This window comes from Aliidiomarina sedimenti, from assembly GCF_003986955.1.
Classification (GTDB): domain Bacteria; phylum Pseudomonadota; class Gammaproteobacteria; order Enterobacterales; family Alteromonadaceae; genus Aliidiomarina; species Aliidiomarina sedimenti.
Map to the genome: position 1 here is coordinate 101895 of NZ_PIPN01000001.1, position 14100 is coordinate 115994.

A 14100-nucleotide genomic window follows, 5' to 3' on the forward strand; every position below is an offset into this window, starting at 1 on the left:
GCTTCCATGGCCGAAGATGCACCACGTGCAAATAACTTTATTCGTAAAATAATCGATCAGGATCTGGCATCGGGTAAGCACCAAAGTGTGCATACCCGTTTTCCGCCAGAGCCGAACGGCTACCTGCATATCGGTCATGCTAAGTCGATAGTGCTTAACTTTGGCATCGCTGAAGATTACGACGGTCAGTGCAATTTACGTTTTGATGACACCAATCCGCTTAAAGAAAGTGTTGAGTACATCAACTCGATTAAGCGCGATGTGCAGTGGCTCGGCTATGAATGGCAGGGTAAGCCGCGCTTTTCGTCGGATTATTTTGCAGCCTTGCACGGCTTTGCCATTGAATTGATTGAAAAAGGCCTGGCCTACGTTGATTTCTCCGATCAGGACAGTATGCGCACAATGCGTGGCACGCTGACCGAAAAAGGCACCAATAGCCCTTATCGTGATACCCCGGTAGCAGAAAACCTGCAGCATTTTTCCGACATGACAGCGGGTAAATACAAAGAAGGCGAGTGTAGCCTGCGGGCCAAAATCGATATGGCGTCGCCGTTCATGTGCATGCGCGACCCTGTTATCTATCGGGTACGTCACGTGCATCACCATCAAACCGGTGATACCTGGTGTGTCTATCCGATGTACGATTTTACGCACTGTATTTCGGATGCGCTTGAAGGCATTACCCATTCATTATGTACCCTTGAGTTCCAGGACAACCGACGCCTGTATGACTGGGTGCTGGATAATATCAGCATCGATTGTCATCCACAGCAGATCGAGTTTTCCCGTTTGAACCTTGAATACACGGTCATGAGTAAGCGTAAGCTGAATGAACTGGTGACCGAAGGGCATGTGGAAGGGTGGAACGATCCGAGGATGCCAACCATTGCCGGATTGCGTCGTCGTGGCTACACGCCGACCTCGATCCGTGAGTTTGCGCATCGCATTGGCGTGACTAAAATGGATAATCAGGTCGAAATGGGCATTCTGGAAGCCTGTATTCGTGATGACCTGAACGACAATGCGCCACGGGCCATGGCCGTACTGGACCCGATAAAAGTCGTGATTGAGAACTTTGCAGAGGGCAGTAGCGAAACGCTGCAGGCGCCTAACCATCCAAATAATCCGGAGATGGGAACGCGTGAGGTGCCGTTCACTCGTGAGCTCTATATCGAGCGAGAAGACTTCCGTGAATCGGCGAATAAGAAATTTAAGCGTTTGGTGCTGGGCAAAGAAGTACGTTTGCGTAATGCATACGTGATCAAAGCGGAACGTTTTGATACCGATGCCGACGGCAATGTTACTACCGTCTATTGCAGCTACGATGCCGATACCCTGGGTAAAGACCCGGCAGATGGGCGTAAAGTGAAAGGGGTTATTCACTGGGTTTCGGCTGAACATGGCGTGCCTGCCGAAATTCGTTTATATGACCGTCTGTTCCAGGTCGCGAACCCGGCTGCGGAAGATGTTTTTGCTGATGCATTAAACCCTGATTCGCTGCAAATCGTGCAGGGCGTAGTTGAACCATCTATTGCCAGGGCCGAAGCTGAAACTGGCTTTCAGTTTGAGCGAACAGGCTATTTCTGTGTCGACAGCGAATTCGCTGCGCAGGGTAAGCTGGTATTCAACCGCACCGTAGGCCTGCGTGACAGCTGGGCTAAAATGGAACAAGCAGGAGACGCTTGAACCGCGGCCTTTGTTTCCCGCCGTTATTGACGTTGCAAACCCCAGTGCTTTGGCACTGGGGTTTTTTATTTTGTGCGACTCATTCAAAAAACCTATTTGCCTGTTCGGAACAAGTCATTGTACAGCGGGCTTTATTTTCGTTAGTTTAATTAGTGAAACTTGATATTAGATACTGAAACACGCCGGGCAACGGTGTTTGTCGTAGCTCAGTGTCACCAACAGGAGACAATATATGTCGGCCGAGTTAAAAAAAACAAATAGCGGCGGTAAGTGCCCGATTATGCACGGTGGCAATACCGCGAGTACCAAAGACAATATGTCCTGGTGGCCAAATGCATTGAATCTGGATATTTTACATCAGCATGATCGCAAGGTGAATCCACTGGGCGATGCCTTCGACTATAGCAAAGCGTTCAATAGCCTCGATCTGCAGGCAGTGAAAGATGATGTCAAAGCACTGATGACTGATAGTCAGGACTGGTGGCCAGCCGACTGGGGTCACTATGGTGGGTTGATGATCCGCATGGCCTGGCACGCAGCAGGTTCTTATCGGGTATCCGATGGTCGTGGTGGCGCCAACACCGGCAATCAGCGTTTTGCTCCGCTAAACAGCTGGCCAGATAACGTCAATCTGGACAAAGCACGTCGCCTGTTATGGCCAATCAAAAAGAAATACGGCAATAAACTATCCTGGGCTGATTTGATGATCCTGGCCGGGACTATGGCCTATGAGTCAATGGGCCTTGAAGTGTATGGCTTTGCTGGTGGACGTGAGGATATCTGGCATCCGGAGAAAGACGTGTACTGGGGATCTGAAACCGAGTGGTTAGCGGCGACCGAGAATCGCTACAGCAGCGACGACAAGCGTGATTCACTGGAGAACCCGCTGGCAGCAGTGCAAATGGGTCTTATCTATGTAAACCCTGAAGGGGTGGACGGTAATCCTGATCCGTTGCGCACGGCGAAAGACGTTCGTGAAACCTTTAAACGGATGGCGATGAATGACGAGGAAACCGTCGCCCTGACCGCTGGTGGTCATACGGTCGGTAAATGTCATGGTAACGGCGATGCCGCTGCACTTGGCAAAGAGCCGGAAGCCGCAGGTATTGAAGAGCAGGGATTTGGCTGGCACAACCCGAAAGGTACAGGCAACGCCGGTGATACGGTGAGCAGTGGACTGGAAGGGGCCTGGACTACCAACCCGGACCGTTGGGACAATGGTTATTTCTACCTGTTGTTTACCTACGACTGGGAACTGAAGAAAAGCCCGGCTGGCGCGTGGCAGTGGGAACCGATTGATATTAAAGAAGAAGACAAGCCAATTGATGCGCATGATCCGGGTAAACGCAATAATCCGATTATGACCGATGCGGATATGGCGATGATAAAAGACCCTGAGTATCGCAAAATATCTGAGCGCTTTTATAACGACCCAGCGTATTTCTCTGCTGTGTTCGCCCGCGCCTGGTACAAACTGACGCACCGCGACCTTGGCCCCAGAGACCGCTATTTAGGTCCGGACGTGCCGGCTGAGGAGCTGCTTTGGCAGGATCCGGTACCTAAGGTTGATTACACCCTGGATGAGACTGAAATTGCAGAGTTGAAGAAACGTACGCTGGAGACTGGGATTGCCCCGGCAGATCTGATTGCGACAGCCTGGGACAGTGCACGCACCTTCCGTGGCTCTGATTATCGCGGAGGAGCCAATGGCGCACGGATCCGCTTAGCACCAATGAAAGACTGGCAGGGTAATGAACCGGACCGTTTACAGCGCGTTCTGGCTGCGTTAACTCAGTTGCAAAGCGAACTGGATAAGAATATCAGCCTGGCTGATTTAATTGTCCTCGCAGGTAGTGCCGCGGTGGAGCAGGCAGCCCTGAAAGCAGGGGTTACTATCACTGTGCCGTTTGCACCGGGACGCGGCGACGCCAGCGCTGAGATGACTGATATTGAGTCTTTTGAACCGCTGGAGCCAATTCATGACGGGTTCAGAAACTGGCTGAAAAATGACTACAGTGTCTCTGCCGAAGAATTGCTGGTTGATCGTAGTCAGTTACTCGGCTTAACAGCGCCGGAGATGACGGTTTTGTTGGGTGGTATGCGGGTTCTCGGCACGAACTACGGTGGCACTAAACATGGTGTCTTTACGGCAAACGAAGGCGCATTAAGCAATGACTTCTTCGTCAACCTGACCGACATGAGTACGGTTTGGAAACCTGTCGATGAGAACCTGTATGAACTGCGTGACCGCGCGACCGGTGAGGTCAAATGGACAGCAACACGGGTCGACCTGGTCTTTGGCTCAAATTCAATTTTGCGCTCATATGCAGAAGTGTATGCGCAGGACGATGCCAAAGAGAAGTTCGTGCAGGATTTCGTAACCACCTGGACTAAGGTGATGAATGCGGACCGTTTCGATCTGAACTGAATGGTTTAATGGCAGCAGCCAGCCATGTAGCAAAAGGGCGCCTGATTAGGCGCCCTTTATTTTTAAGCGAACGGCTCAATGTCAGTGCTTAATCAACCAGGAAACGGTCAATCAGTTTGGCGCCATAAAGCCGCGACGGCGTGTAAAAGCCGGGACTTAGTTTATTGCGCATAATATACACAGCCAGCTCAATCGAGCCGCGACTGGTCAGGGTGTACCCATTCAGTACTTTCTGTCGGATTGTAATGACATCGCCGGCGGCATTACGTGCTTCACCCCAAACCCAGGTGTAGGCCCGTTCACGCTCTTTCACATCGGGGCCTGCAGGGCCTTGGGCAACCTTCTTTTCTAACCGGGCCCGCAATGCCTTAAAGGCAAACGCCCAGCGGATCCAGTTCATCCGCTTCATCCGCGTAATCAGTTTAGGGCTGGCGGGTACGTAGACTTCCACATTTTCAATGCCGGTGCTGTAGTAGGCCGTAGCGACATCCCCCCAGGGAATCGTCATCGCCATTTTCTCGCCATCACCAAAATTGATCCGGCGGGTCTTGTAGGCTAAAGGTACATTTTTAATTTCACCGCTTTCGCGAACAGCGCCGCCCTTGTGCAGGCGACGGATGCTGGTCAACGCTGTACCGCGGCTCATCCGCGAGCTGGAATCAAAGCCAAGTGCGAGGTGAGTGGCATTGGGCATTTGCGCATTCAGGCGAGCCGCCACACAGTCAGTCGGGATGACATCGAAACCGACACCCGGGCAGATAATAATGCCAGCGTCGTCGGCTTCTTTGCGCAGGCTGTGTGCCAGTTCAAAGACGCTGATTTCGCCAGTGATATCGAGATAATGAGTTTTTGCTTTGAGGCATGCGTGGAGCATAGGCTCTGCTGTTTCTTCAAACGGTCCGGCACAGTGAATAACCAGATCGACGTCTTCAAGTTGACTGGCGATGGTATCTACTGATTCCAGGTTGAAGGCGCGCCAGGGCATCTCCATGTGGGTGGCCAGGGTTTCAATTTTTTGTTTATTGCGACCCGCCAGGATAGGGCGGTACCCAAGCCGTTTGGCCTGGTGCACAATTAATTCTCCGGTATAACCGGTGGCGCCGTAAATCATCCATTTCATGGCTAAACTCCGAAGCGTCCTGGGTTGGCATCTTCGTTGTTGTATTCACAAGTGTCTGGTTTCTGGCACTCGCCATACAGGTACAGGCTGTGGTTGGTTAGCTTAATATTATTCGCTTCCGCCACTTCAAGCTGGCGCTGTTCAATCACATTGTCTTCGAATTCAATAACCCGGCCACAGGTAAGACAGACGAGGTGGTCATGATGCTGTTTGGCGCTAAGTTCGAACACCGACCGACCGCCTTCAAAATGGTGACGGGTAACAATACCTGCGTCGTCAAACTGGTTTAGCACGCGATACACAGTCGCCAGACCCACTTCATGTTCCTGTTCGAGGAGAAGGCGATAAACATCTTCTGCACTGACATGCTGATGGTCAGGGTTTTTCAGCATCTCCAGAATCTTGATCCGCGGCGATGTGACCTTTAAGCCTGCTTTTTTTAACTCTGCATCTGTACTCGGCATAATTTACTCTGTTCCGTGCATGGTGAATTGATTATAGCTAGATTAACCGGCGGATGAAACGAAAAAAGCCGACCCTTCAGGTCGGCTGTTTATCTGAATACGGGTTTCTAAGATCTTGTTTAGTCAGCCAGTTCTGCAAGATACATTTCATCTTGCAACTGCTTGCACCATTGTTGAACCCGTTCTTTGGTTAATTCCGGCTGACGGTCTTCGTCAATCCCCAGACCGACGAAGTGCTCGTTGTCGGCGAGGCCTTTTGACGCCTCGAAATTATAGCCGGCTGTTGGCCAATGGCCGACAATGATGCCACCTTTGGCTTCAACGATATCACGAACCATCCCCATCGCATCGAGGAAATATTCGGCGTAATCTTCCTGGTCACCACAACCAAAAATAGCTACCAGCTTGTCGTTGAAGTCGATTTCCTCTAACTCGGGGAAGAAATCGTCCCAGTCACACTGAGCTTCGCCATAATACCAGGTCGGGATGCCAAACAGCAGCAGGTCGTACTCTGCGATGTCTTCTTTGCTTGATTTCGCAATGTCTTTGACGTCGATTAGATTCTTACCCAGCTCTTTTTGAATCATCTGAGCAACAGCTTCAGTGTTGCCGGTGTCACTTCCGAAGAAAAGTCCAACGGTTGCCATAATTCGAAGTTACCTGCGTTGATTAGTTAAACATCTTTCTCTGTGTGGCTGAGAGCGTCCTGCAGCAGTTTTTCAATTAGCTGACTGCGGCTAAGCCCGGCTTTCTCTGCACGTTTGTTCAGTGCATCGTACACAGAGTCCTCAACTTTCAGTTCAATCCGTCGTAAGCCTCGTGCTTTATCACGTTGTAGCTGACGACGTTTATTCTGTTTCATTTGTTCCGAGCGCGACAACGGGTTCGTCCGGGGACGACCGGGGCGACGCTGGTGTTGGAACAGGTCGATAGTGACGGTATCCGTCGTTTCTTTGGCCATGGGTTATTGTAAATTGGATTCGATAATGAACTGGATGATGCCTTTGGCAACGAATCCTGCCATGCCCAGAAATAGTACCAGCCAGACCGCCCAGCGGCCAAATTTTGGAACATCACCGCGTTTCAGGACGTCCTGAATGGCGAGGCCAATAAGTAAAAAAAGCCCAGCTATTGCGAGGTTTGTCAGGAGGCTTTCAATTTGTTCAAAATTTTCAGAAAACATGGTACTACCTCAACCAAATCGGCGCGCATTCTAGCACATTAGTGTTGCTCGAGAAAGTCACTCACCAGCTGATTAAATTTCGCTGGTTGTTCTGCGTGCAGCCAGTGACCTGTCCCGGCTATAGTTTGCGGACGGGCATTTGGAAAACGGCTGCCAATAGCATCACTATGGGACTGCTGGACATAGTCCGACAGTTCGCCGCGGATAAACAGTACCGGCCCGGTGTACTGGCCGTCGCGTGTGGGCTCACCAATGAGTGTCTGGTAGTTGTCCTGCAGCGCTTTTAGATTAAAGCGCCAGTACCAGCGGTCATCTTCTTTACGCAGGTTTTTCAGCAGGAACTGGCGTACGCCTTTGCTTTCTATCGATTTGGCAAGTTCACTGTCCGCTTGCTGGCGACTGCTCAATGCGTCCACATCGATGGCACAGAGTGCATCCAGAATCGAGCTGTGACGAGCATCATAGGCGACTGGGGCAATGTCTGCGACTATTAGCGAGCGGACCCGGCTCGGATAGCGCAGGGCAATTTCCATTGCTATTTTACCGCCCATTGAGTGGCCGAGCAGATGAAACTGATCCAGGCCTTCGGCATCGGCAATTGCAATAACGTCCTCAGCCATGTCAGCGTAGCTCATCGCTGAGGTATGCGGTGACTGGCCATGGTTACGCACATCCAGGTTTATCACGCTGTAATGCTCAGTCAGGCTGCGGCTAATACTTTTCAGGTTATCCAGGTCGCCAAATAATCCGTGAATGAGGATGACAGGTTCTCCGGAACCGCTACGCTCATAATTTAACTGCATGAAATCTCCCGATTACCAGCTATTCAGTAGAGAAAGTGCCACTATTGTCGCCCAGCTTAATCAACGGTGCAATCAAAGAGCGCCTTGGGTATAATTGCGCGCATTAATGGTCAAGCGTACAACAGAAAGCGACGGGTAATCAGATGAAGCGTATTGAGATCGATGACGACATATACACCTACATTGCAGCGAATACTGAACACATCGGTGAAAGTGCATCAGATATTTTGCGTCGCCTGTTGCAGTTGCAGGAGACCGCGACCGTTGCAGACCCAGTAAAACCTGCAGCAGCCAAGGTTGCCACGGCCGGAACGTCGGCCCAGCGCACTGTCTTTGATGTCATCACCAGTGCCGATTTCGCCGGTGAGAAAAGCGTGGTAGGACGCTTCCTGCATATTCTGTCGATGCTGTATCGTTGTCACGGCGATGCGTTTCAGGTGGTTCTGGACATTAAGGGCCGCGACCGCATTTACTTTGCAACCAGCGAACAAGCCCTACTGGAGAGCGGTAACAGCACCAATCCTAAGCAAATTCCACAGTCGCCGTATTGGGTGATTACCAACAGCAACACGACCAAAAAGAAATCGATGTTGACCCAGGTCGCAACCGGACTAGGGTATACCCCGGCAGACGCGGAAAAAATCAGGGACTTTCTATAAATGAGTATTCATCCTCGAGCAGGTCAGCCAGCGCAAACCAGTGATCTGGTTAACCTTGCCCAGCTAATGACCCAGTATTATGTGCGTGAACCAAATATGCGCCTGCCAGCACAGCAGGTTAGTTTTGGCACCTCAGGCCACCGTGGCAGTGCATTGCTGGGGTCTTTCAACGAAACCCATATTCTTGCCATTAGCCAGGCTATTGTTGCCTATCGCAAAGAGCAGGGCATCGATGGGCCGCTGATGCTCGGTAAAGACACCCATGCGTTGTCGGAAGCCGCCTTTGCTACCGCACTCGAAGTATTTATTGGCAACGGCCTGGAAGTGCATGTACAGGACGATCTTGGGTATACGCCAACCCCGGTTATCAGCCAGCAGATTGTTAAGTACAATCGCGGCCGTAGCAGTGGTTTAGCGGATGGGGTGGTGATCACGCCGTCGCACAATCCACCGCAGGATGGTGGTTTTAAATACAACCCGAGCCATGGTGGCCCGGCGGACGGTGAGGTAACCAAAACCATTCAGGAATATGCCAACGCACTGATTGTCAGTGAGTTGATGGGTGTTGAAGTGGTCAGTTACGAGCAAGCGTTAGGTTCAAAGCGTTTGCTCAAGCAGAACTGGATTGCTGATTATGTGGCGGGCCTGGCCAACGTGGTCGATATGGCTGCGATTAAAGACGCCAGGGTACGCATAGCGGTGGATGCGCTTGGCGGTTCAGGTGCCGACTACTGGCGTGCTGTGCGCGATCATTATGGGCTGGATATTACCCTGTTTAATGACCACGTGGACCCGTCGTTCTCGTTTATGACCCTGGATAAAGACGGCAAAATCCGCATGGATTGTTCGTCGCCGTATGCGATGGCTGGCCTGGTTGCGCGCAAAGGCGATTTTGATGTCGCCGTGGGCAACGATCCGGACTTTGATCGCCACGGCATTGTGACTCAGGCAGGCTTAATGAACCCGAATCATTATCTGGCTGTCGCGATTGATTATTTGTGCCGCAACCGTAATTGGAAACAGGACTCAGCGGTGGGTAAGACCCTGGTCTCCAGTGGCGTGATTGATCGGGTTGTCGCCGGGCTTGAGCGTCCGCTGATGGAAGTACCAGTGGGCTTTAAATGGTTTGCCGAAGGGCTCAATCATGGCAATCTGGTTTTTGCGGGTGAAGAAAGTGCCGGCGCCAGCTTCCTGGATATGGATGGTCAGGCCTGGAGTACCGACAAGGACGGCATCATCATGTGTCTGCTGGCAGCTGAAATTCAGGCTCGCAGCGGTAAATCGGCAAGTGATTACTATCAGGATCTGGAAAGTAAATATGGTCGCTCGTATTACCAGCGTGTCGATACCAGCGCCGATGACGATATGATGGACGCCTTTAAGCAGTTGCCTCAGAAATCTATTAAGCTGACTGAATTTGCTGGTGAAAGGGTGACCTCGGTGCTGACCAAAGCGCCGGGCAACAAAGCTCTGTTCGGTGGCCTGAAAGTAGTCACTGAGAATGGCTGGTTTGCTGTGCGCCCCTCAGGTACCGAACCGGTTTATAAGGTCTATGCAGAAAGCCTGAAAAGTGCTGAGCACCTGGCTCTTATTCACCAACAAGCCGCTGAGCTACTGACCACTTTGTTAAAGGCAGACTAATCTACCCCCTGCGGCAGCGTTATTGGTTATCCTGACGCTGCTGCGGGACGGTGATTTCCGGTAGATCGTCGAGAGGAACATGTGGTGCTTCGCTCTCATCTTCCTCTTCGGCTTCACTTTCCACCAGTGAACTGAGCAATTCTTCAGACGGTGTTGAATGCCCCAGGCTGGTCAACACAGTATGACCCTGGTCGGCAGCTTTCGGACGGCGTGTGGTGCGGTAGACTGCATACAAACAGATGATCGCCGTCAGGCAGGCCATCAGCAAAAAGAAAAACTCGACAGCACCAAACTGCATCAGGGCAGCGACTGAAGGTGCACCGATAATAGCGCCAATGCCACCAACTTTAATAATTGAACCCGTGGCGCCGACCATTTGTTCGGTTTCCAGATAATCACTGGTATGAGCCATGGCCAGTGAATACACCGGCAGCAGACACCCGCCGAGTATCGCCATGAAGGTAAATATCAGATAGGGCGTATCGCCATCCAGACGCGACAATACCACCGCGGTCAGGGTGCCGACGGCGGCAACGCCGGCCAGCACTAACCGGCGATCAACGCGGTCAGAGAGCAGCCCAATCGGGGTTTGCAGCACCAGGCCGCCAAATATAAAAGCAGCCATAAAAATGGTGACCTGGGCTACGCTGAGCCCAATGTAAGTGGCATACACCGGACCAATGCCATAAAACATGGCATAACAGGCCTGAATAATAAACGCCGCAGCAATACCAAGCGGGGCCTGTTTAAGCAGAAAGCGGATTGGCACTTTACCGCTTGAGCCGCTATTCGGTTCGGATGATATAGTGGCCAGAATCGGAATCAGCGATAAATTGATTAACAGCGCAATAATGACAAAAGGAACAAAGGTCCCGGGATCGGCAATCCCCAGAATAAGCTGGCCGGTAATCAGTCCCGCATAAATTAGCACCAGATAAACCGATAGCATGGCGCCGCGATTGCGATTGTCAGCCATGGTGTTAAGCCAGCTTTCGGCAATCACGAACATCGCCGAAATAGCAAAGCCGCTGACGAACCGGGCGAGGAACCAGACCACAGGGTCAACCCAGACGGACTGCAGCAGCACCGCCGCAGAAGCAAGCGCGGCGAGACCGCCAAAGGCTCGGATGTAGCCTACCCGACGAATATCCTTGGGCGCGCGGGTAGTACCAAACAGAAAGCCAATGAAGTAGGCTGACATGATAATACCCGTGGTCATGGTCGAGAAACCTTCAATGGTCGCCCGTAAACTGAGCAGGGTACTGGTCATGCCGACACAGAGGCCGATCAGCGTCATGGTCGTTAAGAGTGAGCTGACAGCGCGCAACTGTTGTCTAAGCATGATTAAAGCCTTAAAAATTCAACAAAATGTTCAGTAATAGCGGTACTTTAGCAGGACTACGACAGTGAAGCCAGTTTGCTCAGTGGTTATCCACAGGTTGTCACTTGCTGGAATCGCTTTGGCTGTTTATTATCCCCTTACACCACTTAAGACAGGCAGGTAACGTGCATTTTCTTTTAGTTAGCCTTAACTGGGCCAAAAGCTGGGTTAAACCCAGTCAGGTTACGCTGTTCAGCTATCCGCTGCGGGTCAGCTCGCTGACCGTCCTGTTGTTGCTGAGCGGGACCGTTCAGAGCAATGAAATCACAGATTTATATGAGAGTCGTCTGGCGGTTGAGTCACAGTCCCGTGACGAACGTCAGGATGCCCTGCGCAACGCGTTCGAGCAGGTGTTGGTGAAAGTGTCCGGGCATCAGGCGGTGCTGGAAAAAGACGCGGTGCGCTCAGAGCTGGCACGTCATACTAATTACCTGGTGCAATACAGTTATGCGACTGAAGGGCGGCAACTTTTATTGCGCGCCCAGTTTGACGAACGACGGATAGAAGAATTATTGCGCCGTGCGGATGCGACGTACTGGAGCGCAAGACGACCAAACGTGATGTTGTGGATCGCCACTGATGAGGATCGCGGTGTGCAATTGCTGGGCCGTGAACGCAATAGCAGGCTGATTGAGGCTCTGCGAGAGCAGGCACAGTGGCGTGGAATGCCAATTAGTTTCCCGCTGCTTGATCTCACCGATCGCATGCTGGTTAGCCCAAGTGATGTATGGGGACGATTTGATGTGCCTGTATTAGAAGCGACTAAACGCTACCCGGCTGATGGCGTTGTGATGCTGCGAGTACAGCAGGTCGATGACCAGCGGTGGCGTGGGCAGTGGACCCTGGTGGTGGGCAACACAAGACGCAACGGGCAAAGTTATGCGGCAGATCTGGAAGCGCTCGGTAAGGACGTTATGAATGAGGTAACCGAGCGGGTGGCTGCTGAATACGCGGTCACCTATGGTGAGGCCTCGGAAGGAGACCTCACCATCCGGGTTACCAATTTGCTGGATTTGGAGCGGGTACTTGAAGCCGAAACTATGCTTGGTCGCCTTGGCGCCGTCGAGCGAGTTACCCTAACCCGTTATCATCAGGGTACTGCCGAATTTAAACTGCGTCTGCTGGGCGATGTGGGGCGGGCCTTGCAGGCGCTTGAGCTGGAGAACCGAATGGAGCCAGTGGTGGACCCATGGAGTGGTACGGCAACGCCGGTCATGGAGTATAGATGGCTGCGGTAGCAACAGTTGGAACGCAACTGGCGTTACCTGTCTTGTTGCCGGATGACGCCCTATTTAAAACCTTTGAAAGTGGACCTAACCAGGAACTACTGAGTGCCCTGACTGCATTAACCGGTGAGTCGGTGGCCCAAACCTCGGTCTACTTCTGGGGTGGCCGTGGACGTGGTAAAACACATCTGCTGCATGCGGTTTGTGCGGCAGCTGGTCACACCCATCTGCAGGTGATGTATATTCCGCTGGCAGACTTTAGCGATCCGATGCACATCAGTCTGTTACAGGGGCTGGATGAGTATGATCTGATTTGTCTTGATGATATTGATGCAGTCACGCAGTCACGCGAATGGTGTGTTGCATTATTTGAGTTATACAACCGTGTGTCAGATTCAGGCAAAGGCCGCCTGGTCATTTCGGCGTCGGTGTCGCCACTGGCACTTCCTTGTGCTTTGCCTGATCTGCGTTCGCGGCTGCAGGCAACCACCAGTTTTCAGTTGCACAAGCTGGATGATGAAGGTCGGATGCGTGCGCTGCAAACCCATGCAGCGCAACGAGGACTGCAACTGGAACCCGAGGTCGCTCAATTTATTGTGCAGCGGGTGAGCCGCGATATGCATCAGTTGATGGCTATTCTCAATCAGCTGGATAAAGCGTCGATGGCTCAGCAACGACGCTTAACGGTTCCGTTCGCCAAACAAACCCTGTCAATCTGACGACGGCGCCTTGCCTGCGTTACTCACTTGCCCTTTCTTTTTCAGTCCCAGGCCTTGCTCACGTCCTGCATAGCGCGCGTAGAAGGTCGCACCAATAAAGGCCAGAGTGGTTAATAGCAGTTCAATGCCGGCATACAGACGTTCATCCGGATGGGTGTACAAGGTGGTCAGGCTGTGCAAAAAATACAGCATCAGGACAAAGTTAGCCCAGGCGTGAGTGTACGGATTGCCTTGCAGAATACCTTTCAGCGGAAATAATAGTGGAATGCCCCACATGGCTAACTTAAGCCACACAGAGAGGGTTTCACTAGGGGCTATCCAGGCATGCCAAAGAATGACCCATAACAGCAATAACGGGTAGCTGAATAAGGTAAGGCGACGGTAAAAAAGAGGGTTAGTTGGCATCTACAGCAGCTCCAGCACAGTTTCAGGGGGACGGCCAATCCGCGCAGCATTACCATTGATAACGATGGGTCGTTCAATCAATTTGGGGTGTTTTGTCAATAGCTGGGCCCACTCAGTTGCCGAAGGGGTCTGCTCAGATAACCCAAGCTCTTTATACAACGGCTCCTTGCGGCGCACCATAGACTCAACACCCTCAGCCAGTTTGCTGGCAATGGACTCGATCTCTGCTGCTGTCAGTGGCTCTTTTAAATACTCAATAATAGTAGGCTCGATGCCGTTCTCCTGCAGCAGCGCCAGGGTTTGACGGCTTTTTGAACAGCGTGGGTTATGTACAATCTGGTATTCGCTCATGATTTTCGTTCCTCGAACCGCTATCGCCTGGTAA

Annotated in this window: 15 protein-coding genes; 6 read left to right on the top strand and 9 right to left on the bottom strand. The window is 51.9% G+C overall.

Annotation, left to right across the window (positions count from 1 at the left end):
* Positions 1-6: 6 nt before the first annotated feature.
* On the top strand, positions 7-1686 hold the full coding sequence (gene glnS / locus CWE12_RS00450) for a glutamine--tRNA ligase (RefSeq protein ID WP_126787619.1): 1680 nt from the start codon (positions 7-9) through the stop codon (positions 1684-1686).
* A 232-nt stretch (positions 1687-1918) separates the two neighbouring features.
* The gene (katG, locus tag CWE12_RS00455; RefSeq protein ID WP_126787620.1) at positions 1919-4114 is read left to right on the top strand and encodes a catalase/peroxidase HPI; all 2196 of its coding nucleotides are present in this window, start codon (positions 1919-1921) and stop codon (positions 4112-4114) included.
* A gap of 88 nt (positions 4115-4202) precedes the next feature.
* Here katG and CWE12_RS00460 read toward each other — a convergent pair whose 3' ends face one another.
* From CWE12_RS00460 to CWE12_RS00485, 6 genes are all read right to left on the bottom strand, one after another.
* Entirely contained in the window at positions 4203-5234 is a 1032-nt protein-coding gene (locus CWE12_RS00460) for a saccharopine dehydrogenase family protein (protein ID WP_126787621.1), read from the bottom strand.
* Between the two features lie 2 nt (positions 5235-5236).
* Positions 5237-5698, bottom strand: coding sequence for a ferric iron uptake transcriptional regulator (fur, locus tag CWE12_RS00465; protein WP_126787622.1), 462 nt, complete (start codon positions 5696-5698; stop codon positions 5237-5239).
* Between the two features lie 119 nt (positions 5699-5817).
* Positions 5818-6345 carry a flavodoxin FldA gene (gene fldA / locus CWE12_RS00470; protein WP_126787623.1) on the bottom strand — a complete coding sequence of 176 codons (528 nt, stop codon included), beginning with the start codon at positions 6343-6345 and terminating at the stop codon, positions 5818-5820.
* A 26-nt stretch (positions 6346-6371) separates the two neighbouring features.
* Positions 6372-6659: a LexA regulated protein gene (gene ybfE, locus CWE12_RS00475; RefSeq protein ID WP_126787624.1), complete on the bottom strand. Its 288-nt coding sequence runs from the start codon at positions 6657-6659 to the stop codon at positions 6372-6374.
* Between the two features lie 3 nt (positions 6660-6662).
* A complete protein-coding gene (locus tag CWE12_RS00480; protein ID WP_126787625.1) occupies positions 6663-6881 on the bottom strand; it encodes a DUF2788 domain-containing protein in 219 nt (72 codons plus the stop codon).
* A gap of 38 nt (positions 6882-6919) precedes the next feature.
* Positions 6920-7684 carry an alpha/beta fold hydrolase gene (locus tag CWE12_RS00485; RefSeq protein ID WP_126787626.1) on the bottom strand — a complete coding sequence of 255 codons (765 nt, stop codon included), beginning with the start codon at positions 7682-7684 and terminating at the stop codon, positions 6920-6922.
* Between the two features lie 143 nt (positions 7685-7827).
* On the opposite strand from CWE12_RS00485, the gene seqA reads away from it, so the two are divergent.
* Together seqA and pgm are read left to right on the top strand one after the other, a co-directional pair.
* On the top strand, positions 7828-8343 hold the full coding sequence (gene seqA, locus CWE12_RS00490) for a replication initiation negative regulator SeqA (RefSeq protein ID WP_126787627.1): 516 nt from the start codon (positions 7828-7830) through the stop codon (positions 8341-8343).
* On the top strand, positions 8344-9984 hold the full coding sequence (gene pgm / locus CWE12_RS00495; RefSeq protein WP_126787628.1) for a phosphoglucomutase (alpha-D-glucose-1,6-bisphosphate-dependent): 1641 nt from the start codon (positions 8344-8346) through the stop codon (positions 9982-9984).
* Positions 9985-10003: 19 nt separating this feature from the next.
* Here pgm and CWE12_RS00500 read toward each other — a convergent pair whose 3' ends face one another.
* Positions 10004-11326 (bottom strand): MFS transporter, encoded by a 1323-nt coding sequence (locus CWE12_RS00500; protein ID WP_126787629.1) that lies wholly within the window; start codon positions 11324-11326, stop codon positions 10004-10006.
* A 164-nt stretch (positions 11327-11490) separates the two neighbouring features.
* Here CWE12_RS00500 and CWE12_RS00505 point away from each other — a divergent pair, with 164 nt between their 5' ends.
* Together CWE12_RS00505 and hda are read left to right on the top strand one after the other, a co-directional pair.
* The gene (locus CWE12_RS00505; protein ID WP_157981898.1) at positions 11491-12603 is read left to right on the top strand and encodes a DUF2066 domain-containing protein; all 1113 of its coding nucleotides are present in this window, start codon (positions 11491-11493) and stop codon (positions 12601-12603) included.
* Positions 12591-13310 (top strand): DnaA regulatory inactivator Hda, encoded by a 720-nt coding sequence (hda, locus tag CWE12_RS00510; protein ID WP_126787631.1) that lies wholly within the window; start codon positions 12591-12593, stop codon positions 13308-13310. The genes CWE12_RS00505 and hda overlap by 13 nt, the downstream gene beginning before the upstream one ends.
* Here the strand turns inward: hda and CWE12_RS00515 are convergent.
* Both CWE12_RS00515 and arsC read right to left on the bottom strand, forming a co-directional pair.
* The gene (locus CWE12_RS00515; RefSeq protein ID WP_126787632.1) at positions 13302-13715 is read right to left on the bottom strand and encodes a DUF2069 domain-containing protein; all 414 of its coding nucleotides are present in this window, start codon (positions 13713-13715) and stop codon (positions 13302-13304) included. The genes hda and CWE12_RS00515 overlap by 9 nt on opposite strands.
* Positions 13716-14066, bottom strand: a complete 351-nt coding sequence (arsC, locus tag CWE12_RS00520) for an arsenate reductase (glutaredoxin) (protein ID WP_126787633.1) — start codon at positions 14064-14066, stop codon at positions 13716-13718.
* Positions 14067-14100: the final 34 nt, after the last annotated feature.